This is a genomic window from Streptomyces sp. NPDC050636 (assembly GCF_040654775.1).
Classification (GTDB): Bacteria; Actinomycetota; Actinomycetes; order Streptomycetales; family Streptomycetaceae; genus Streptomyces.
On sequence record NZ_JBFAIP010000039.1, the window covers coordinates 30,991 to 52,023 of the forward strand.

A 21,033-nucleotide genomic window follows, 5' to 3' on the forward strand; every position below is an offset into this window, starting at 1 on the left:
CGGGGCCGGCCGACCAAGGAGGCGCTCTCGTCACAGCGAGGACGCCCCACCGCACTTCGATCACTGTCCTATGACAGCGAGGCTGAGCGCGTGCCATCCAAGGTTGACTGCCCGGTTCGACGGTCAGGGGACGGAGTGCCCGGCGCGGACAGGCGGGGAATGGTCCGCCTTCCCCGACCCGAGAGTTCGGCCTGAGCAGCTTCGCGACGAGCTCGTTTGCGATCATCAGGCCGCGGTTGTGAACGCCATATGAACTCAACTAGGCGGCCTGACCTGCGAGTTACCGCCTAGTTCGACATCATCCGGAACCGACAGTCGGGTAGGTTTCCGGTGTCGCCGCCACACCGGGAACACTGGGTTCCCAGGGACTAGCGGCACGTAGGGACATCGTCTCTTGACGACAGCGACCGAGATTTTTCACGTCCGTCCGTACACCCCGCACTGCCAAGTCATCACCGACGAAGGCGATCACGCCGTCATCGGCATTTCTCCGGGGAACTCCTACTTCACCCACCAGCGAGTGCTCGGCCTCGCCGCCTGGGGATTGGAGAACTTCCGTCAGGTCGATCTCATCTATACGGATCTGCACGTCGCCGACATGTATGAGGCGCTCGGCTATCCGGCCATCGAGGCCCAGCGCAAGGCCGTGAAGAACCTGCGCGGTGTACGGGCCAAGGTGACCTCCGCCGTTGCCGCGCTCGACCCGGACGGCACCAGGCTCCGCGGCCGCCCCATGTCCGCGCTGCTGGACATCCCCGCCTATCGGGTCATACGCGAGAGCCTCGACGATCGGCTGTCCACCGACCTGGCGTTCCGCGAGGTCTGTGATCAGCTCGTGGTCCAGTTCCTCACCAGCAAGGTTCTCGACGGGCAGCAGCCCACGGACCGTCAGCGTCAGGTCTGCCTCGACTACATCTGTGCCGAAGCGCCGCTGTTCATCGACACCCCCGCAATCATGGGCGTCCCCTCGTCGCTCAACTGCTACCACCAGGCATTGCCGATGGCCGATCTCCTCTACTCACGCGGGCATGGCCTGCGCGCCACACGCAACCAGGGCCACGCCGTGATAACCCCCGCCGACACCATCGCCGAAGGACACGACCAGTGACGACCGCCCCGACCCTGATCGACTTCCCGTTCTCGCCGCGCGGCGACCGCCTCCCCCCGGAGATCGAGCGGCTTCGCGCCACCCCGGTCACCCGGGTGCGCACCATCGCCGGGGATGAGGCGTGGCTCGTCTCCTCCTACGAGCTGTGCAAGCAAGTGCTCGAAGACCCCCGCTTCAGCCTCAAGGACACGTCCGCCCCTGGCGTTCCCCGGCAGTACGCGCTGACCATCCCGCCCGAGGTGGTCAACAACATGGGCAACATCACCGGCGCCGGTCTGCGGAAGGCCGTACTCAAGGCGATCAATCCCAAGACCGGTGGCCTGACGGAGTGGATGACCGACCACGCCGCCCACCTGGTCGACGGCATCCTCAGCTATGGCCCGCCGGTAGACCTGCGCGGACAGTTCGCCAACCCCTACGCCGAGCACCTCCACTGCCACATCCTCGGCATCCCCCGCGATGACGCACCGCTGTTGGCGTCCAGTCTCGACATCGCGTTCATGAACTCGGCATGCCCCATCACCGGGGCGCGCCTGAACTGGGACCGGGACATCGCCTATATGACCGGGCGGCTCAACGACCCCGCTACTGACGGGCTCATGGCCGAACTCGCCGCCCTCCGCGGTGACCCCGACTATGCGCACCTCACTGACGAGATGCTCGCCACTGTCGGCGTCACCATGTTCGGCGCCGGAGTCATCTCCACCATGGGCGCCTTGACCATGGCCCTGTTCACGCTCCTCCAGAACCCTGATGTGTGGGAGCAGTTGCGAGCGGAGCCCGGCAAGATACCGGCCGCCGTGGATGAGCTGCTGCGCGTGAACCTGTCCATCGCCGACGGACTGCCCCGCCTGGCCATGGAAGACATGCAGCTCGGCGACACAGAGATCAAGAAGGGCGAACTCGTCCTCGTCCTGGTCGAGGCCGCCAACGCCGACGAGAGCGTGTTCCCCGACCCGCACACCATCGACATCGACCGGCCCAACGCGGCCGCTCACCTCTCGTTCGGCTACGGCGGGCACTACTGCCCCGCCGTGCCGCTCGGGAAGAAGCACATCGAGATAGCGATCGAGGCCCTCACCACCCGTATGCCCAGCCTGCACCTGGCCGTCCCCGTCGACCAACTCGTGTGGCGCACCCGCTTTATGAAGCGCATCCCCGAGCGCCTGCCGGTCGCCTGGTAGGAACAGCAGTGCCGGCGTGAGCCGGCGCCCAACACAACACGATGGTCCCGACCTGAGAGAGGTCGGGACCATCACTCTTGTGGGAATCGCGGGACGGCTCAGCAGTTGCGGATCGATCAGGCCGGGTCCCTGTCGTAGGAATGCTGCGGACCAACGTCACTCGGGGCGCCGGAAGTGCGGCCTCCGCCCTTGCCACGTCGTCAAACTCGTCGAGTCCGCCCAGGCCCGCCGGCGGGCCGTGAACGCACCCCACCTCGTTGCCCTCGTCCGATCCGGAGCCATCTTCGAACGCGGTCAGCTCGTCGAGCGCATCGAGGCGGTCGTGGCCTGACCGATCGTGAAGGTGGCAGCGGGGGCGGCGTAGTCGACAGGACCGTCGAACCGGGCCGAGGCACGCGCCACCGCCTGCTGCGGGGTGAGGAAGCGGCCGACATGCGTGACGATCAGCCGGCCTGCGCGGGCCGCGCGGGCGGTGTCGCCGGTGTCCTCGGGTGTGTGGTGCACCTGGTCGCCCTCGGCTGACGCCTGTGCGCTCTCGGCCTCGCACAGCAGCACGTCGCATCCCTCGGCCAGCTGTGTGAGGCTCGGGCACGGCGCGGTGTCCCCGGAGTACACCAGCGACCCGCCGGCTGCCTCGATGCGCACGGCGAACGCCGGGATGCCGTGCGCCACGGCCCGGCTGGTCAGCCGCAGCGAGCCGATGGTCGCCTGATGCCCGTCATGCAACTCGGTGATGGCGAAGGCGGATTCGATCGGACTGCGGGCCGGTGTGTTGGTGAGGAACCCGGCCAGCCGGTCGGCGATTCCCGGCGGGCCGTAGAGGGGAATCGGCGCTGCCAGGCGGATGTCCGCGTACAGGGCGCCGTAGTACGCGGTGAGCAGGTCCGCGCTGTGATCGGCGTGCAGGTGGGAGATCCAGATCGCGTCGAGCTCGTCCAACCGCACGTGCCGCTGGAGCGGGCCGAGCGTTCCGCTGCCCGCGTCCACCCAGATCCGGGTGTCGCCGCTCGACACCAGATAGCCCGAGCACGGGTTGTCCACGCTCGGGTACGGCGTCGCGCACCCCAGGACCGTAAGGCGAAGGAGCTCATCACTCATCCCGGGATCTTAGAACGCTCGATCCACAGGTTCTGACAATTTCTCGCCGCCGAGCTGACCCTCAGAACGGTGCCGAGACGCTGCGGCAGGCACCCGTCCGCAGCGTCTCGGCACGCGTCTCGACTTCCCGTACTGAAGTGAGCGAGGGCCCCAGCTCGCCCCCCCGGGATAGCGACCCGGCGGCCCAGTTCCACGCAGGACCCTGCGCGGGTGGATCCGGACCTTTCGCTGGACGCGGTGACCACGGCGGCCTTGTTGAATCCGCGGACGTGGATCTCGGCGGGCCAGCAGCAGGTCGTTCTCTCCTGTGCCGCGTCGCTGGCGATCAGCGGGTCAGGGCAGCTAGGTAGGCAACTTCATGATGTATGTACCGAGATCGTCATCCTCGACGATTCCATGGCCCACCGCTGCCATCGTGAGCGCCTTGGCCTGCCATGGGGTCAGCGCGCAGGTGCTGCGTTCATCTCGCGCCCGACCGGTGCCGTGATCTCGGAGCGACGTGCCGCCCTGGGCGGGTTTTGTATCGGGCGCGTATCAGGGAGTGCTTGGTTGTCCATCGAATCGGTGCGCCGGGCCACGGCGAACGGGGCCACGGGGAGCCGGAGTGCCATGGAACCGGCAGCGGCCCGAGTCGTGTCACCGCATCTGACCTGGATGTTCGCGGAGGGACGATGCTGTGGGGGTGTGCTGCGTGTCCGCTGGGCGACGCAGTTGCCACGACCGATGTCTGCCATATCGTTCCTTTCAGGTCGCCGTCCGCGCGTGAGCGCGCACGAGACCTCTGCCTCACGACCGTCCGAACAGGAGTCATCTGCCCGTGTCCTCGTCCACCCCGGCTCCGGCCTCTCCGCGACCCGTTCGCGTGCTGCTGGTGGAGGACGACGAACTGATGCGCCGGTCCTTCACCGTCGCCCTGGAGCGCTACGGCTATCAGATGAAGGCCGCCGCCGACGGTCTTGCGGGCCTTGAGCTCTTCCGCGACGAAGGCTTCGACCTGCTGATTCTGGATGTGATGCTGCCCGGTCTGGATGGGATCGGCCTGTGCCGCAGAGTCCGGGAGACCAGCTTGGTGCCGGTTTTGATGATGTCCGCTCGCGGCGACGGGCTCGACGTCGTCGCCGGTTTGGAGGCCGGAGCAGACGACTACGTGGTCAAACCCGTGGACACCTACGTGCTCGTGGCACGCATCCGTTCGCTGCTGCGGCGGGCGACCTACGCGCCCGCCCCAGAACCCGGGCAGACCACAGACGACGAGCCACCACCGTCCGAGGGGGAGCTGTTGGTCTTCGGGGACCTGACCATCGACACCGGTGGCCTGGAAGTGTTCGTCTCCGGAAGCCCGGTGGCGCTGACCCCGACCGAACTGAAGCTGCTGCTGGCGTTCGCCGCCCACCCGGGCATCGTGCTGGAGCGGCACACCCTGCTGCGGGACGTGTGGGAGTACGGCTGGGACGGCGACAGCCGGGTCGTGGACCTGTGTGTGCAGCGGCTGCGCAGGAAGCTGGGCCGGGACCGGATCGAGACGGTCCGCGGCTTCGGCTACAAGCTCAGGCGCTGAGGCCGGTGCACCCGTTCCACCGGCTGCGGCCGGCCCGTGTGTCCCTGCGCTGGAAGATCGCCGCGCTGGCCGCGGCCACGGCCTGCCTGGTCGTGGCCGCGGTGGGCGTGCTGGTGCACCTGTGGACCGCGCACGACATCCGCGACCGGGCCGAAGCACAGGCCTTCAACAGCGTCTACTCGGCCATGGACGTCTACCGGCGCACCGGAACGCTGGCGGACGGTGCCGAGCTCGATCCGGCCGAGCTGCCCGCGGCACTGCGCCAGCCGGCCGATGGCAACCGGCATACGGCCTACGACGGGCGCGTCGACGGGAATGTGGGGCCGAGCGTCTGGGCCGCCCAGCGCGTCGGCGGCCCGGATGGTCCGGTGCTTGCCGTCCGGGTCAACATGAGCTCGGAGCTCTACGGGCTGCACCGGCTCGATGTGAGCATGGCGGTGGCCTCGCTGGTCGCGCTCGCGGCGGCCGTGCCCCTGGCGGTCTACGGGGCCGGGCTGCTGGGCCGCAGACTGCGGCGGGTCTCCGAGACCGCGGGCCGGATCTCCGCCGGGGACCTGGATGCCCGAACCGGGCCCACCAAGGGCCGCGACGAGGTGGCCGACATCGCCGCCACCGTCGACCTCATGGCCGACAGTCTCGGCCGACGGCTGCGCACCGAGCGCCAGTTCACCGCGGATGTGGCACACGAGCTGCGCACCCCCGTCGGCGGTCTGCTGGCCGCCGTCGACCTGCTGCCGCCCGGCGAGACGGAGGATCTGCTCCGGGCCCGGGTGCGCGATCTGCGCGGTCTGGTCGAGGACCTCCTTGAGATCTCCCGCCTCGACGCCGGCGCCGAACAGCCGGTCCGCGCCCGTGTGCCGCTCGGGGCGGTCGTCTCCGAGGCCGTGGCGCGCACCGGCCTCGACGCCGAGGTCACCGTCACCGACGTGAAGGGCGGAGAGGCCGCCAAGACCGTGGAGACCGACCCGCGCCGCCTCGAACGGATCGTCAGCAATCTTGTCGTCAACGCCCACCGGCACGGGGACACCCCGGTGCGGGTCACCGTCGAGGGCCGTACCGTCGTCGTGCGCGACCATGGCCCAGGCTTCCCCCCGGACCTGCTGCTCGACGGCCCGCGCCGCTTCCACACCGGCACGACGGAGCGCGGCTCGGGCCACGGCCTGGGCCTGACCATCGCCCTGGGCCAGGCCCGGCTCCTCGGCGCCGAGCTGTCCCTGGACAACGCCCCGGACGGCGGCGCCGTCGCCACCCTGCGCCTGCCGAACTGACCGCCGGCCCCTACAGAACCGCTACGAAGCCAATACGAAGCCAAGCGGGCGCCGATACACGGCGGCTGAGGTCCTGATACGTCCCCCGGACACCTTTGGTGTGCACCCTTCCGCATCCGAAGACCGCACCCGAAGTGGAGTCCCCGTGACCGCCGACCCCCGTGACACGCTCGACACGCTCACGCCGCACCCGACTACCGGGGCCGCGGCCGCCACCACCGACCTGTCGAAGGTCTACGGCAGCGGCGATACCCGCGTCGTCGCCCTGGACCGTGTCAGCATCTCCTTCCGGGAGGGCGAGTTCACCGCGATCATGGGCCCCTCCGGCAGCGGCAAGTCCACCCTGATGCACTGCGCCGCCGGGCTCGACTCGTTCAGCTCCGGCTCCGTCCGCATCGGCACCACCGAACTGAGCACGCTCAACGACCGGCAGCTCACCGCGCTGCGCCGGGACCGGATCGGCTTCATCTTCCAGGCGTTCAACCTGCTGCCGACACTGACCGCGCTGGAGAACATCACGCTGCCGCTGGCCATCGCCGGTCGCCGGCCCGATCCGCAGTGGCTGGACCGTGTGGTCTCCATGGTCGGCCTCTCAGGGCGCCTTGACCACCGGCCCGGACAGCTGTCCGGCGGGCAGCAGCAGCGCGTCGCGGTGGCCCGGGCCCTGGTCTCCCGCCCGGCGATCATCTTCGGCGACGAGCCCACCGGCAACCTCGACTCCCGCGCCGGGGCAGAGATCCTCGGCTTCCTGCGCGACTCCGTGCGCGAACTGGGCCAGACCGTGGTCTTGGTCACCCACGACCCCGTCGCCGCCGGCTACGCCGACCGCGTGGTCTTCCTCGCCGACGGCCGCCTGGTCGACGAGATGACACAGCCCACCCCGGACCGGGTCCTGGACCGGATGCTGCGTCTTTCTGAGGGGAACCCCCAGCCCCCCGCATTCGACACGCGCTCACGCACAAGCTGACCCGCCCTCACACCAGCACCGAACCAGCCGCCCGCTCGCATCCGCCGAGCCCGCCTCCCAGGATCCGCACCCTCATGTTCCGTACCGCCCTGCGCAACGTGTTCGCGCACAAGGCCCGCCTGCTGATGACCGCATTCGCGGTCATGCTCGGCGTCACCTTCATCTCCGGCAGCCTCGTCTTCGGCGACAGCCTGAATCGTGCCGCCACCGCCCGGGCGACCGACGGCTACGAACGCATCGCCGTCAACGTCGCGTCCGACGGGCCCCCCGCCGGCGGCAGCGGCCCGGCCGGCATCGACGCCCGCACCGTGACCACCCTGGCCAAGGTCCCCGGCGTCGCCGTCGCCGCGGGTCGAGTCGACGGCTTCGCCGCCGTCGCCGACCGCGACGGCCGACTGATCGGTCACGGCTCGTCCCACCGGGGCGGCAACTTCGCCCCGGGAGCGGATGGCACGGACCCCGCCTACCGCTTCACCCAGGGTTCCGGCCCGACCGGCAACGACACGATCGCCCTCGACGAGACCACAGCCGCGAAGGGCGGCCACCGCGTAGGTGACACCGTGCGCGTCGGCACGGACAAGGGCGCCTCCTCCTACACCCTCAGCGGGGTCTTCCGCGCCGACGGGACCAAGCTCCCCTCCGGGGGCAGCCTGACGCTGTTCACCAACGCCACCGCCCAGCGGCTCTTCCTCCAGCCCGGCCGCTACCAGAACGTCGAGCTCACGGCCGCACCCGACGCTGACGTGCAGCAGCTCCTCAGCGGCGTCGAATCGGTGCTGCCCCAGGGCACCAGCGCGGCCACCGGGACCCAGCTCGCCCAGATCAAGACGAACCTCGCCACCACCGACAGCGACACCATGAGCCAGATCCTGGTGGGCTTCGCCGCGGTCGCCCTGTTCGTCGCCACCTTCCTCATCTCCAACACCTTCACCATGCTTGTCGCCCGACGCACCAGGGAGCTGGCCCTGATGCGGGCCGTCGGCGCCTCCCGGAAGCAGGTGCGCCGCATCCTGCTGACCGAGTCCCTCCTCGTCGGCGCGGTCGCCTCCGCGGCCGGCCTCGCCGTCGGCACCGGGGTCGCCGCCCTGCTTCAGACACTCTTCGCCCCCGCCGACACCCCGGCCGGCCCGCTGGTCCTCACCCCAGGCACCGTGATCACGTCCATGCTGGTCGGCACCGCCCTGCCCATGGTCGCCGCATGGCTCCCGATCCGCCGGGCCATGGCCATCCCGCCCGTCGCCGCGCTCAGCGCGGCCGAGCCCACGGCGCCCGCGCGCACCGGCTCCCTGCGCAACGGCCTCAGCGCCGCGCTGGTGCTCACCGGCACCGCCGCCGCGGTGTACGGAGCCCTCACCACGGGGAAGGACGCCCGGACCGTCATCGGCCTCGGCGCGGCCCTCACCCTGACCGGGACGATCGGCCTGATCCCGCTGCTGTCCCGGCCGTTCGTCGCCCTGCTCCAGCCGCTGCTGACCCGCCTCCACCCGGTGCACGGCAACCTCGCCGCCCTCAACACCGTGCGCGACCCGCGCCGCACCGGCGCCACCGCCGCCGCGCTCGCCATCGCCCTCACCCTCGCCTCGGGCCTGTCCGTCCTCGGGGCCTCCGCCGCCCAGTACCTCGACCGCGCGACCACCCACGACTTCACCGCCGACTACCTGGTGAAGCCCGCCGAGGGCGGCATGCGGATGACCCCCGCCACCGCGGCGCCCCTCAAGAAGCTGCCCGGCGCCGCACTCAGCCCGCTCAACCAGTCCACCGAATACCGCCTGGCCGGCACCTCCTCCGTCCTGACCGGCGTCGACCCCGCCACCATCGGCCGGCTGCTGCGGTACGACGTGGTCGACGGCTCTCTCGACTGCCTCGCCAAGGGCCAGATCGCCGTGGCCGATTTCAAGGCCAAGGAGGCCGGCTGGCATGTCGGTCAGACCCTCCCCCTGCAGCGTCATGACGACCAGCGCGGCAGCGTCACCATCGGCGCCATCTACCAGGCGGACGAGCAAAGCAACCTGCTGCCCAGCATCACCGCACCCGACTCCCTCGTCGCCCGCTACGACTCCACACCGCACACCGCCGGGTTCCTCGTCGCCACGGACGGCGGACCCAGCCGGGCCGCGCTCGGCAACGTCACCCACGCCCTCGGCGACAACCCCGCCCTGGCCGTCCTCGACCAGTCGGGCATCCGAGCCCAGGACAGCGGAGACATCGGCGACCAACTCAACGTCTTCTACGCCCTGTTGAGCATGGCCCTGGCGATCGCCGCGCTGGGTATCGCCAACACCCTTGCGATGTCCGTCCTCGAACGCCGCAAGGAGATCGGCACTCTGCGCGCCCTCGGTGTGGATCGCGCCGGTGTGACCCGGATGATCCGCCTGGAGGCCCTGCTCCTCGGCGGGCTCGGCGCGACCCTCGGCACGGCCCTGGGTGTCTTCCTGGGCTGGGCGCTCGGACGCACCCTCCAGGAAAGCGTCGTGGGCTACACGTTGGTCCTTCCCTGGGGCCGCCTCGCTCTCGGCGTGCTCATCGCCCTGGCAGGCGCGCTGGTCGCCTCGCTCTGGCCGGCCCGCAGGGCCGCCCGCGTCGACATTCCCGCCGCGACGACGGCGCAGTAACCACTCGCGCAAGGAACGCCCCGATGCCCTCCACGACTTCCTGTTGCGCAGGAAGTCGTGGAGGACATCGCGGGCCGGCTGCGACGCCGGTTCCCCGGCAACGCCTCGACCTCGTATGGCCACCCCGTTCCTGAGGACGGCAGTTACCCGGCCGGCTCTGCTCTGCTCTGCTCTGCTACGTTGACCCGCATGTTCTTCCTCTGTGCATAGGAGCCCGTGCTGACTGCGCCCATCGGGCGCGGCTCTCGACGCCCATGCACGTTTTGAGCGCCATCAACTCGGCGCCGCCTCTCCGAGGAACATGATCATGTCTTCGTCTTCCATGGCCCCGTCGTATGCGGCCGTGCTGCGCACCCGCTACGCCTGCCGCACATTCGGCGCGGCACTGTTGGGCCGACTTTCATACGGAATGGTCTCTCTATCGCTGGTGCTGGCGGTCAAGGAGGCCACCGGCTCCTATGCCGTAGCCGGCACTGTCATGGCCTTGTTCGGGCTGACGAGTGTCTTTCTCTCGCCGACCCGTGCTGGTCTGGTCGACCGATACGGGCCGCGCCGTGCTCTGCTCCCCATGGCCACGGCCTACGCACTGTTGCTGACCGGGCTGGCCTTCGCGGCCTCGTGGTCAGGTGCGTCAGGTGCGTCAGGTGCGTCAGGTGCGTCAGGTGCGTCAGGAGTCCTTCTAGGGGTCTTGGCCATGACCGCCGGCGCCAGTACACCGCCGCTCGGACCGGTGATGCGGACATTGTGGAGCGACCTGGTTCCTGACAAGCGGCTGCTGCAGCGTGCGTACAGCCTGGACGCGGTCGCCGAGGAACTCCTCTTTGTCACAGGACCACTGCTGGTGGGCCTGCTGGTAAGAGTCACCGTGCCATCGGTCGGTCTTGCGGTGAGCGCCGCACTCGTACTGACCGGCTCACTTGCGCTGATCTCCTCGCCGGCGGTCCGCCGCGTGGTTGATCATGAGAAGGCCTCCGCCGTGCCGGCTGCGTCCGAGGCACTCGTCTCCACCGTGAAACCTGCCCCGCTGCGCCGACGGCCGCGGCAAGGCGGCCCCGGGCTGCGTCAGGCAGTCGCCGTCTCAGCCGCGGTGGGCATGTGCCTGGGAGCGTTGGACCTCCTTGTGATCGCCTTCGCCGACGAACATCACGCTCCTGAGGCGGTGGCCTGGGTCCTGGCCGCGCTGTCCGCAGGCAGCGCCATCGGCGGCCTGATCTATGGCGCCGTCCCATGGCGCGCCTCAAGCAGACTGCGGCTGTCATGTCTTGCCGCAGCCCTGGGCCTGACCCTGGCTGCGACGGGGCTTTCCCCTCATCCCTACGTGCTCATCGCGTGGGCAGGGCTCGGCGGACTGTTCGTCGCCCCAGCCGTGACCACCGCCTACCTGATCGCCGACGAGGCCGCCGGCCCGGCCACCCGCACCCAAGCGGGCGCATGGGTCAACACCGCTTTCAATGCCGGTTCAGCGGGGGCAACAGCCGCTACAGGGCTACTGGTTGGCCGCCTCCCCCTGCCTGCGTGCTTCGCACTTGCAGCGGCCCCGGCGGTACTGTCCGCTGCCACAGCCCTGACCCGGTCCCGTCGCCTTGCCGCAGTCACCGCCGCCCTGCCTCAGGGGGAACGGACATCGGACGCAGTGCAGGCACCCAGCGCAACGGATGAGTGCTCCGCGAGGCAGCGCAAGGCCTCCTGAGCAGCGGATTGGAGCAGGTGCAGGGCGAGCATCGAGCTCTCGGCGTGCTCCTTGTGCGGCCCGCTCATTGTCCGGCCCGCTCCTTGTCCGGCCCCTGTGAGGACGCCGTCCTTGCCGTAGTGCGGGACGGCGTTCGCGCTGTTCCCGTTCTCGACGACCTGGAGGCCGCGGTGGATCTCGCGGCGCAGGCCGGGTCCGGGCGGGTGTCGTCGGGACGGTACAGGCGGATGCCGCCGATGTTCTTCAGCCGGGCAGCAGGCGGAAGTTGAGCGGATGGCGAACGGTCGCCCGTCACATGTCCCCGCCTGGCTGTGCGAGCTGAGAGTCCAAGGTGGAGCACAGTTGAGCCAGGACGGTCTCGAACTGTTGAAGCAGCTCGGACGGATACCGGGACAGGACGGCGTCCTGGCGTTCGTTGACGGGGCCGAAGAACTCGTCAGCGAGTTCCTTGACCTGCGGGCTGCTGTGCAGGGTGACGATCCGCCGGTCGGCGTGTTCGCGGGTGCGGCTGATGTATCCGGCCTGTTCGAGGCGGTTCAGCAGCGCGGTCATGGCACCCGAGGACAGCGAGATGCGTCTGCTGAGCAGCGCCGGCGACAGTGGGACACCTCTCTCTTCGGCGGAGGCGATCTCCAGCAGAGCGAAAGCATCGGTGGAGTGCACGCCGATCTGGGCAGCGAAGCGGCGGCCTAGTTCGGTGAAGCTCGCACCGTAGGCCCTGAGCCCTTCCGCCAGCCGCTCACGCTGCGCCGCGACGCCGCCGGGCACCGATTCCTCCACTAGGCCCTCCGCCCTCTCGTTGCGGCCGACGATTCACGTCGGCAGCACACGTTGACAACCTGCCGCCGATCAGCATACCTTCCCCGTGGAATTACTTCACCATGAAGTTTCTTCTTCATGGAGTCACCTCCTTATAGAGTCACTTCCTTATGGAGTCCTGATGCGCAACGCTCCCCACCTCGACAGCATCGATCCGTTCGCCCCAACCGTCCGCAGCATCACCGAGCCCGATCCAGTACACGCCGCCCTGCGCGCCGGCGGCCCCATCGTCCAAGTGGACGCCCCGGCCGGAGGACGGGCATGGATCGTGACCGACGGCTCGCTGGCACGCGAGGTGCTCGCCGACCCTCGGGTCGCCAAAGACCCCGCGTTCGCGCCTCCCGGCTGGGATCGGGACACTGCCGGGCTTGAGCAGACCGCAGCCGAGCAGCCATCCCTCACCACCCTCGACGGCCCCGAACACGCCGACCTGCGACGCGCCCACGCTCCGCTCCTCAACGCCAAACGGATCCGCGAGCAGTCCGATCGGGTCCACGCGATCGCCCGGAAGTTGCTCACCGAGCTCGCCGCCGACCGCACGGTGGTCGACCTGATGGCCGATTTCACCACCCGCTATCCGCTCACCGTCCTGCTCGACCTGCTCGGCATTCCTCTCGACCGCGTCGACCGAGCCGCCGATGCCTGCAGGCGAATGTTCAGCGGCGGGCCCGGCGAGCAGGGCAGGGCGATCGGCGCACTCGCCGAGCTCGCCGCTTCCGGGATCGGCGACAGCGGCCAGGGACTCGCCGCCGAGTTGCGTGACCGGGTCCCCGCGCACACCACCCGGGACCAACTGCAGTACCACCTGTTCGGGTTGATCTTCGCCGGGCAGCTCACCACCGACGCCGCGCTCGGCTTCCTGATCGCGCACGCACTCGCGGACGGCCCGCACCGGAGCTCGGTGGACGAAGGGAGAATCGGCGAACTGGTCCGCGAGACGCTGAGGCAGCACCCGCCCGCCCCGTTCACCCTCTGGCGGTTCACCACCACCGAGATCGAACTCGCCGGGACGCGGCTTCCCGCCCGAGCGCCCGTGCTCGTCGACATCCAGGGAATCAACACCGACCCAACCCGCTCACCCGGACCAGACCTGGCCTTCGGCGCCGGCCCGCACTTCTGCATCGGCGCACAACTCGCACAACTCGAACTGAGCGCGGTGGCCGCGGTGCTGCGATCCGACTTTCCCGACGCCCGCCTCGCCATCCCCTTCACCGAACTCCAGCAGACCAGCATCGGCGGCCTGCAAGGCAGCCGACTGACCACCCTCCCCGCCACACTTCACGGATGACAGCCTTCCGCCACGGGAGACCCCATGAGTTGCCCGCCAAATCGCCGATTCCGCAACGGAGTTCGCCGCCCATGCCGGAACGCTTCAGCGACAGCGTTTGTCGACGGGTTTGAGCAACACCCAGTGATCACTGGAGAGATCACTGTTCATGAGTTCTGACGGCACTCGGGCGCATGGTCGGGGTCTGGAGTCTGGGGCTGGGGCCTGGACTCTGGGGCTGGGGCCTGGACTCTGGGGCTGGGGCCTGGACTCTGGGGCTGGGGCCTGGACTCTGGGGCTGGGGCCTGGACTCTGGGTCTGGGCCTGGGGTCTGGGTTTGAGTAGCCGTGCCGCCTGACGGGGTGATTGGCTACGCCACATGGATCTCGCGCGAGTGTTACCCGGGTGTGCGTATGTGCTGCTGAGCTGTTTCAGCCGGGCTGCCGGCCGGCGTCCCGGCCTCCGACCGGGGGGTAGGCCATGAGTGTCCGTCGCGCGTCGTCGGAGTCGGACCGTGTCCCCACGCCAAAGGCGGTGCCTCCCTTCGACCCCGAACTGAGCGTCGTGCTGGCGGCCATGGGCAACGAGCCGATGGAGTCGGTTACCCCGCAGAATCTTGGGGCTCGGCAGGAGCGGGATGCCGCGGCCCGGCCCAGGCCGACGGCCGAGGACCTTCGCCTCGACGGCCGTTTCGAAGTGGCGGAGCTTTGTGTGCCGGGACCGCCGGACGGACCGGACGTCACGCTCGTGAGCGCGCGGCCCGCCGGCCTCGTCGGGCCGCTGCCGCTGCTGTACTACATCCACGGCGGCGCAATGATCACGGGCAACGCGTGGTCCGTGCTTCCGCGGATCCTTCGCGAGTGGTCCCTCCCGCTGGAAATGGCTGTCATCTCGGTCGAGTACCGGTTGGCACCGCAGACGCAGTACCCAGGACCGCTGGAGGACTGCTACGCCGGACTCGTCTGGGCGGCCGGGCACGCAGCCGAACTGGACATCGATGCGGACCGCATCATCATCGGCGGGAAGAGTGCCGGCGGCGGGCTCGCCGCGGCCCTCGCCCTGCTGACCCGTGACCGCGGCGGTCCCGGGCCACTAGGACAACTGCTGCTGTGCCCGATGCTCGACGACCGCGACAGCACCTTCTCCAGTCATCAGATGACAGGCCTCGGGATGTGGGACCTCACCTCCAACGCGACCGCGTGGCAGGCACTGCTGGGTGACCGCTACGGCGCTGCGGACCTGCCGCCCTACGCGGCCCCCTCCCGTGCCACGGACCTTTCCGGACTCCCCCCGGCCTATATCGAGGTCGGATCGGCCGAGATGTTCCGGGACGAGGACGTGGCCTACGCGAACGCGATCTGGCAGGCCGGCGGCCAGGCTGAACTGCATGTATGGCCCGGTGCCTACCACGGCTTCGACAGCTTGGCACCGCGGGCCGCTCTCAGCCAGGACGCACGCGACGCCCGTACCCGCTGGCTCCGGCGCGTCCTCGCGCAGTCCGGTACGAGGAACTGACCTGCCGGATGAGCGCGTTGCGGCGGCCGAACCGAGTCCACGCTCCGGCACCCCTCCGGCTCCGGTGCCGGCTCCGGCTCCGGCTTCTAGAGCTTGGTGATGCCCAGCTCCTTGATGGTCCGCTCGGCGACCTCTCGGCCCCGCTCCGTCAGATCCCCCTTGCCCGGGTACAACACCGTCAGTTCGTACATGTCGCCCGACTGGGTCTTGTAGTAGAAGATGCGGAACTCGCGCAGAACGGGGTTGTCACTGTCGCTGGTGTCGATGAAGGTGCCCGAGTTCATGGCGGCCTTCTTCCCCTTGTGTGCGACATCCGTCTTCGTCTGCATCTTCAGCTCGGAGTCGGAGCCGAACTCAAGGTTAGTGCTGCCGCTCTCGCGGAACGTCTCGGCGTCGTCGTACGCCTCCGCAGCCGCCGAGCCGGCGATCTCGCTCAGGTCGTCCTTCTTACGGGCCAGATCCAGCCGGATCCAGACGGCGCCGCTCGGGTCCGCGTACCGGATCCAGTCCTGGTCACTGCTGGACTCCGTCGGATTCCAGCGTTTGTAGGCCTCGGGCACCGACAGCGTCGCGCCGAGCTGCTTCTCCGCCCTCTGCTTCCACTTGTCGCCCTGCTCGTCGCCCTGCTCGGTGTCCGCGGCGAACGGGTTGGTGAGGGCGAGGGCCATGGCGACGAACGCGGCGACCACCGCTCCGCCCGCGCCGAGCAACGTCTTCCGACTCAACGTCACGCCCTGCCTGCCGCGTTCGCCTTGCGGCGGCGAGTGCACCACCGTCGGCGCGGGCGGCGGGGGCGCGGAGGCCTCCTCCAGGAGCCGGCGAACTCGGTCTGCGGGCAACCGCTGGGACGGATCCTTGAGGAGCAGGCCGTTGATGACCTGTGCGAGCGGGCCTTGGGCGGCGCCCGGCCCGGCCGGGGCGGTGTTGAGAACGGCTTGCAGGGTGGCAGGGGTGTTGCCCCGCCGGAACGGGGACACGCCCTCCGTTGCCGTGTACAGCACCACGCCGAGCGACCAGAGATCGCTGGCCGGTCCGGGGCGCTGGCCCAGCACCCGCTCCGGCGCGATGAACTCCGGTGATCCGACGAAGCCGCCGGTATCGGTCAGGCTGGTCTCGCCCTCGATCTGGGCGATGCCGAAGTCGGCGAGGACCACGCGGTCGTGATGCCCGAGCAGGACGTTGTCGGGCTTGACGTCGCGATGCAGGATGCCGGCCTGATGCGCAGCCTCCAGGGCGCCGAGCACCTGCAGGCCGATCCGAGCGGCCTCGCGCGTGCCCAGCGTGCCCTCCTGAAGGACGGCTCCGAGCGAGTGGCCCCGCAGCAGCTCCATCACGATCCAGGGCTGACCGTCCTCGACAGCCACGTCGTGCACGTTGACCACCGCGGGGTGGTCGAGTCGCGCTGCGGCCCGCGCCTCACGGCGCATCCGCTCGAAGGCGGTGGCCCGTTCCCGCTCGGGGAGGTGGTCGGGGATCCGGGGCTCCTTGACGGCCACCTCGCGGCCGACCGTCTCGTCCTCCGCCCGCCACACGGTTCCCATGCCGCCGTGGCCCAACTTGGCCAGCAACCGGTACCGACCCGCGATCAGCCGTCCTGTACCGGGGTCCGCGGCGTTCGCCTGCGGCTGCGCTGCCTGCTGCGTCGGCGCGGCGTACGGCGCGGCGTCGGGCTGAGGCGGCTGAAGTACGAAGCTGGTGGGCTCGCCGTTCCCCTGAGAGGATCCCCCGTAGTTACTCATGCTGATTGTTTATCGCGGATGGCAGGCCAATTCCACTCCGGTCACGGACTGTGACGTGACGTACCACCGCACGCGTACTCATATCAGCACCAGCCAGCACGGATACCACGATGCCGGAGTCCGAGCCGCGTGAGCCAGAAAGAATGACTTCGGTCAACATCCCCACAGGCGATGTGTGCCTGCGACGGTCTCCCTCTCACCAATTTTCACCCGGTCCGGTACCGGCCCTTTGTGCTGCCCTCGTTCCGGTAGGGCAGCACCCGATATACAGCCGCGATGGACGGTACCCGGTAGACAGCACGCTGGAGGAGCGCACCTTGAACAGGAAGAGCCGCGACTTGGACAGGAATATCCTCAACTCCGCTGACTTTCCCCGCCAGTTCGCCCGGAGTCGGCGATTCTCTCTCGGGGTGCCGCGGCATTTCACCGTCTCCCCGGACGGCCATCGGATTCTGTTCGTCCGTACGGGGGCGGGCACCGATCCCGTAGGACGGCTGTGGCAGTTCGAGAACGGCGTCGGTGAGGAACGGATGCTGGCCGATCCGGCGCTCCTGGTGGGGGCCGGTTCCGGGGCGGTCCCTGAGGAGGAGCGACTGCGGCGGGAGCGGGCCCGCGAGCGCTCCGAGGGCGTGGTCACCTACGCGGCGGACGACGCCACCCGTCTCGTGGCCTTCGCGCTGTCCGGTGCCCTGTGGGCGGTGCGTACGGACGGCGGCACGCCGTTCTCCGTCCCCGCGGCCGGCCCGGTGGTCGACCCCCGCCCCTCCCCCGACGGCCGGCATATCGCCTATGTGAGCCGCGGCTCCTTCCAGGTCGTCGATCTGGCCGGCAACGACCGGCAACTGGCCCGCGCGGAGGGACCGGAGGTCACCTACGGGCTCGCCGAATACGCCGCCGCGGAGTCGATGGGCCGGCTGCGCGGCTACTGGTGGGCGCCGGACAGCCGCCATGTCCTTGTGGCCAGAGCCGACACCACCCCTGTGGAACGGCGTTACATCAGCGATCCGGCCGACCCGGCGAAGCCGCCACGGCCGATTCGCTACCCGGCGGCGGGCACCGCCAATGCGGAGGTCACCCTGCAGCTGCTCTCCCTTGAGGGGGAGCGCGTCGATGTGGAGTGGGACCGGAAGGCGTACGAGTACCTCGTCGACGCCGGCTGGGACGCGCACGGTCCCCTCATCGCCGTACAGAGCCGCGACCAGTGCATACTGCGCACACTCGCGGTCGACCCGGCGACCGGGGCCACCGAGGTGCTGCACGAGCGGACCGATCCCGCCTGGGTGGAGATCGTGCCCGGCACCCCGGCCCGTACCGCGTCCGGCGCCCTGGTGCTGCCCGAGGACGCGGGAGACACCCGCTACCTGACCGTCGGCGGCACCCGGTTGACGCCGGATGGACTCCAGTTGCGCGCGGTCCTTGGGGTGGCGGGCGAGCAGGTTCTGTTCACGGCGAGCGAGGACCCCACGGAGACCCATGTGTGGCGCTATGAGCCCGGCCACGGTATCCGTCGGCTGAGCGACGTCCCGGGCCGGTACACGGGCGTGGGGCGCGGCGGGACGGTCGTCCTGGACGGGGTGACGGAGCACGGCAGCGAGGTGCGCGTGCTGCGGGACCCTCCCGATACGGACGGGGGTGCCGGCGCGCTCTCCGGTGTCATCGCCTCGGTCTCCGAGGAGCCGGCGGTGACCCCACGCCCCGTCCATCTGGCGCTCGGCGAACGGGAGTTGCGCGGCGCCCTCTACCTCCCGTCATGGCACAAGGAGGGCGCGGGGAAGCTTCCGGTGCTGCTCGACCCGTACGGCGGTCCCGCCATGCAGCTCGTGACACGGGCTCGCGCATGGTTCACGTGTGTGTCGCAGTGGTTCGCTGAGCAGGGGTTCGCGGTGCTCGTGGTCGACGGGCGCGGGACTCCGGGGCGGGGGCCTGCCTGGGAGAAGGCCGTGCACGGCGACCAGCTCACGCCTGCCCTGGAGGACCAGGTGGACGCGCTGCAGGCGGCCGGTGCCCGTTTCCCGGACCTGGACCTGGAGCGGGTGGCAATCCGTGGCTGGTCGTTCGGCGGCTTCCTGGCGGCGGCCGCCGTGCTGCACCGTCCCGACGTCTTCCACGCAGCCGTCGCCGGGGCCCCGCCCACCGACCAGCGGCTGTACGACACCCACTGGAAGGAACGCTTTCTGGGCCACCCGGACGAGCAGCCGGAAAACTACGCGCGCTCCTCCCTGGTCGGGGACGGCCATCTGCTGCGCCGCCCGCTGCTGCTGGTCCACGGTCTCGCGGACGACAACGTGGCGGTCGCGCACACCCTGCGCTTCTCGGCGGAGCTGCTAGCCGCGGGCAAGCCGCACAGCGTGCTGCCGCTGCCCGGCGCCACACATTCGCCGACCGACGACGGGGTCAACGAGAACCTGCTCCGTATCCAGCGGGACTTTCTGCGCGAAGCGTTGGCGCGCCCCGGGGAGTGATTGAACGCGCTCCGCCGCCCATCCGTATGGACCTTTGTGCAGCGTGCATGAGACGCGGCGTTCGTGAAACGCGGCGTGCATCAGACACGGCATGCATCAGACACGGCATGGCTGGTGTGCGGCAGAGGAGTCACTCCACGACGTGGCCATCTGCCGCACATCGCGCACCGAAGGCACCAGAACCGGAGGCACACCATGGCTCGACAGGCACCATTGGAGCGGACCGGCGAGAGTGACACAGCGGCTGGAACGGGCAGCGGTGCGGCGCGGCGCACCGTTGTTGCGGCGGTCGGCGCGGCCGGGCTGACGGCGGCGCTCGCGGCGTGCGGCGGCGGAGTGGAGGCCGCGGGCGGGGATCGGACGGCCGTCCCGGAGACCCCAGGCGGGGATCGGACAGCCGTCCCGGAGACCAGCGGGTCGGCCGACACCGGAGGGAGCGGCGACGACGGAGGCTCCACCGGGGGCGAGGCCGGCGGTGGGAGCAGTCTCGCGAAGACCTCGGAGATCCCCAAGGGCGGCGGCAAGATCTTCAAGGCCGAGAAGGTCGTGGTCACGCAACCGCAGGACGGCGAGTTCAAGGCGTTCTCCGCGATCTGCCCCCATGCGGGCTGCGTCGTCGGCGAGGTCTCCGGCGGCACCATCAACTGCATGTGCCATGGCAGCAAGTTCGACATCACCGATGGCAGCGTGAAGGAAGGGCCCGCGACCAGGGCGTTGGCGCCTGCCAAGGCGAGCGTCAAGGGAGGCTCAGTCACCCTCGGCTGACGGCGCGGCCACCCAGCCGCCCCCCGGCGCTGGAGCCCCGGCGCGACTGTCACACGCACCGCTCAGGCCGGGCCGGGCCGCTGGGGAGAACCTGCACGGGAATCTGCTGGGTGGCACGACGAACGGATGGGCGCAGCGAGTGCTGTGCCCATCCGTGACGTGAGTTGTTGAGATGCGTCTTGTACTCGGCCGCGGCGACCGCACAATGTCGGTTGAAAAGAGCGTCGATGGCTCTGCGCCCCTTGCCGCCGGCATCAGGCATGAAGTGGGCGTAGTAGTCCAGCGTGTGGTCGGGCTGAAGTGGCCGAGCCAGCGGGCCAAGGGCCCACGGACTCGCCCGCTTCGAGGATGATCGAGGCGGGCGTGTGCCGGAGGACATGGAAGCCGTCCGTCCTTGCGTGAAGCCTTCCAACGCCCCCTCCCTCAGCATGCGGATGACTCCGGTTGCGGCCAGGGCAAGGCTCTCGCTCGTGCTGCCCCCGTCGAGCAGGATGCCGGACAGGGTCACGCGGCGCGCCGCGTGCCCGTGCCGCCACAGCTCCTTAGCGAGCGGCTCAAAGCACCAACCGACGTGGCAGGCACCCGGGATGAGTGTGAAAGTGATCAGGCTCCCAACATCCGTACTGCAACGTCACGAGGTTCCGCCCTGGCGCGAGGCCGAGTTGGATTGAGCCCCGACCATTCCTCCTGGTCAGCGGCGCTCATTGGACTTTCTGCTGATGGAATTCAGCGTCCATGGTTTGGAAAGCACATTGCGTATGGGGTTGTTGACGGATTGGATCGCCAAGGTCAAGGCGGCGGGGTTGCTCCCCGGCGTTGAGAAGGGGCGATATGGGGTCGGATTGCGACATTGACCTGGATGAACACCGGCTGGCCCGACTGTCGTCGGGAGCCCGGCTCCTCCTGGAGGTCGACGTCGTGCTGGACGGCCCTTCACGCTCTATGAAGCCGCCGACATGCTGAGGCGTCGCGCGGTCGAAC

14 protein-coding genes and 1 pseudogene are annotated in these 21,033 nt (G+C 69.6%); 12 read left to right on the forward strand and 3 right to left on the reverse strand.

The window, feature by feature from the left end; translation table 11 throughout:
- Positions 1–394 precede the first annotated feature (394 nt).
- The 3 genes and pseudogenes from AB0I10_RS24970 to AB0I10_RS24980 form a co-directional block, all read left to right on the forward strand.
- Positions 395–1,108: a tRNA-dependent cyclodipeptide synthase gene (locus AB0I10_RS24970; protein WP_363154831.1), complete on the forward strand. Its 714-nt coding sequence runs from the start codon at positions 395–397 to the stop codon at positions 1,106–1,108.
- Complete coding sequence (locus AB0I10_RS24975; protein WP_363154832.1) at positions 1,105–2,292, forward strand: cytochrome P450; 1,188 nt, start codon at positions 1,105–1,107, stop codon at positions 2,290–2,292. The genes AB0I10_RS24970 and AB0I10_RS24975 overlap by 4 nt, the downstream gene beginning before the upstream one ends.
- Positions 2,293–2,435: 143 nt before the next feature.
- Positions 2,436–2,623, forward strand: a pseudogene (locus tag AB0I10_RS24980) (IS256 family transposase); the annotation flags it as partial.
- Here AB0I10_RS24980 and AB0I10_RS24985 read toward each other — a convergent pair.
- Positions 2,587–3,390 carry an MBL fold metallo-hydrolase gene (locus AB0I10_RS24985; protein ID WP_363154833.1) on the reverse strand — a complete coding sequence of 268 codons (804 nt, stop codon included), beginning with the start codon at positions 3,388–3,390 and terminating at the stop codon, positions 2,587–2,589. The pseudogene AB0I10_RS24980 and the gene AB0I10_RS24985 sit on opposite strands and share 37 nt — an antisense overlap.
- 817 nt (positions 3,391–4,207) lie before the next feature.
- Between AB0I10_RS24985 and cseB the strand changes: the two genes are divergently transcribed.
- The 5 genes from cseB (at position 4,208) to AB0I10_RS25010 (ending at position 11,485) form a co-directional block, all read left to right on the forward strand.
- The gene (gene cseB, locus AB0I10_RS24990) at positions 4,208–4,948 is read left to right on the forward strand and encodes a two-component system response regulator CseB (protein WP_363154834.1); all 741 of its coding nucleotides are present in this window, start codon (positions 4,208–4,210) and stop codon (positions 4,946–4,948) included.
- A 5-nt stretch (positions 4,949–4,953) separates the two neighbouring features.
- Complete coding sequence (locus AB0I10_RS24995; RefSeq protein WP_363154835.1) at positions 4,954–6,216, forward strand: HAMP domain-containing sensor histidine kinase; 1,263 nt, start codon at positions 4,954–4,956, stop codon at positions 6,214–6,216.
- 223 nt (positions 6,217–6,439) lie between these two features.
- Positions 6,440–7,183 (forward strand): ABC transporter ATP-binding protein, encoded by a 744-nt coding sequence (locus tag AB0I10_RS25000; protein WP_363154856.1) that lies wholly within the window; start codon positions 6,440–6,442, stop codon positions 7,181–7,183.
- A gap of 74 nt (positions 7,184–7,257) precedes the next feature.
- Complete coding sequence (locus AB0I10_RS25005) at positions 7,258–9,795, forward strand: FtsX-like permease family protein (RefSeq protein WP_363154836.1); 2,538 nt, start codon at positions 7,258–7,260, stop codon at positions 9,793–9,795.
- Between the two features lie 343 nt (positions 9,796–10,138).
- Positions 10,139–11,485: an MFS transporter gene (locus AB0I10_RS25010; protein WP_363154837.1), complete on the forward strand. Its 1,347-nt coding sequence runs from the start codon at positions 10,139–10,141 to the stop codon at positions 11,483–11,485.
- A 291-nt stretch (positions 11,486–11,776) separates the two neighbouring features.
- Here AB0I10_RS25010 and AB0I10_RS25015 read toward each other — a convergent pair whose 3' ends face one another.
- A complete protein-coding gene (locus AB0I10_RS25015; RefSeq protein WP_363154838.1) occupies positions 11,777–12,265 on the reverse strand; it encodes a MarR family transcriptional regulator in 489 nt (162 codons plus the stop codon).
- 160 nt (positions 12,266–12,425) lie between these two features.
- On the opposite strand from AB0I10_RS25015, the gene AB0I10_RS25020 reads away from it, so the two are divergent.
- Together AB0I10_RS25020 and AB0I10_RS25025 are read left to right on the forward strand one after the other, a co-directional pair.
- The gene (locus tag AB0I10_RS25020; RefSeq protein ID WP_363154839.1) at positions 12,426–13,592 is read left to right on the forward strand and encodes a cytochrome P450; all 1,167 of its coding nucleotides are present in this window, start codon (positions 12,426–12,428) and stop codon (positions 13,590–13,592) included.
- Positions 13,593–14,051: 459 nt separating this feature from the next.
- Positions 14,052–15,086: an alpha/beta hydrolase gene (locus tag AB0I10_RS25025; protein WP_363154840.1), complete on the forward strand. Its 1,035-nt coding sequence runs from the start codon at positions 14,052–14,054 to the stop codon at positions 15,084–15,086.
- Positions 15,087–15,172: 86 nt separating this feature from the next.
- On the opposite strand, the gene AB0I10_RS25030 is transcribed toward AB0I10_RS25025, so the two are convergent.
- On the reverse strand, positions 15,173–16,825 hold the full coding sequence (locus AB0I10_RS25030) for a serine/threonine-protein kinase (RefSeq protein WP_363154841.1): 1,653 nt from the start codon (positions 16,823–16,825) through the stop codon (positions 15,173–15,175).
- A gap of 317 nt (positions 16,826–17,142) precedes the next feature.
- On the opposite strand from AB0I10_RS25030, the gene AB0I10_RS25035 reads away from it, so the two are divergent.
- Both AB0I10_RS25035 and AB0I10_RS25040 read left to right on the forward strand, forming a co-directional pair.
- Positions 17,143–19,287: a prolyl oligopeptidase family serine peptidase gene (locus AB0I10_RS25035; protein ID WP_363154842.1), complete on the forward strand. Its 2,145-nt coding sequence runs from the start codon at positions 17,143–17,145 to the stop codon at positions 19,285–19,287.
- A 195-nt stretch (positions 19,288–19,482) separates the two neighbouring features.
- Positions 19,483–20,052: a Rieske (2Fe-2S) protein gene (locus AB0I10_RS25040; RefSeq protein WP_363154843.1), complete on the forward strand. Its 570-nt coding sequence runs from the start codon at positions 19,483–19,485 to the stop codon at positions 20,050–20,052.
- Positions 20,053–21,033: the final 981 nt, after the last annotated feature.

Excerpts from the sequence above, each read along its gene's own strand:
- AB0I10_RS24985 (WP_363154833.1), bottom strand. The coding sequence starts at position 3,390 with ATGAGTGATGAGCTCCTTCGCCTTACGGTCCTGGGGTGCGCGACGCCG.
- AB0I10_RS25005 (WP_363154836.1), top strand. The coding sequence starts at position 7,258 with ATGTTCCGTACCGCCCTGCGCAACGTGTTCGCGCACAAGGCCCGCCTG.
- AB0I10_RS25020 (WP_363154839.1), top strand. The coding sequence starts at position 12,426 with ATGCGCAACGCTCCCCACCTCGACAGCATCGATCCGTTCGCCCCAACC.
- AB0I10_RS25025 (WP_363154840.1), top strand. The coding sequence starts at position 14,052 with ATGAGTGTCCGTCGCGCGTCGTCGGAGTCGGACCGTGTCCCCACGCCA.
- AB0I10_RS25030 (WP_363154841.1), bottom strand. The coding sequence starts at position 16,825 with ATGAGTAACTACGGGGGATCCTCTCAGGGGAACGGCGAGCCCACCAGC.
- AB0I10_RS25040 (WP_363154843.1), top strand. The coding sequence starts at position 19,483 with ATGGCTCGACAGGCACCATTGGAGCGGACCGGCGAGAGTGACACAGCG.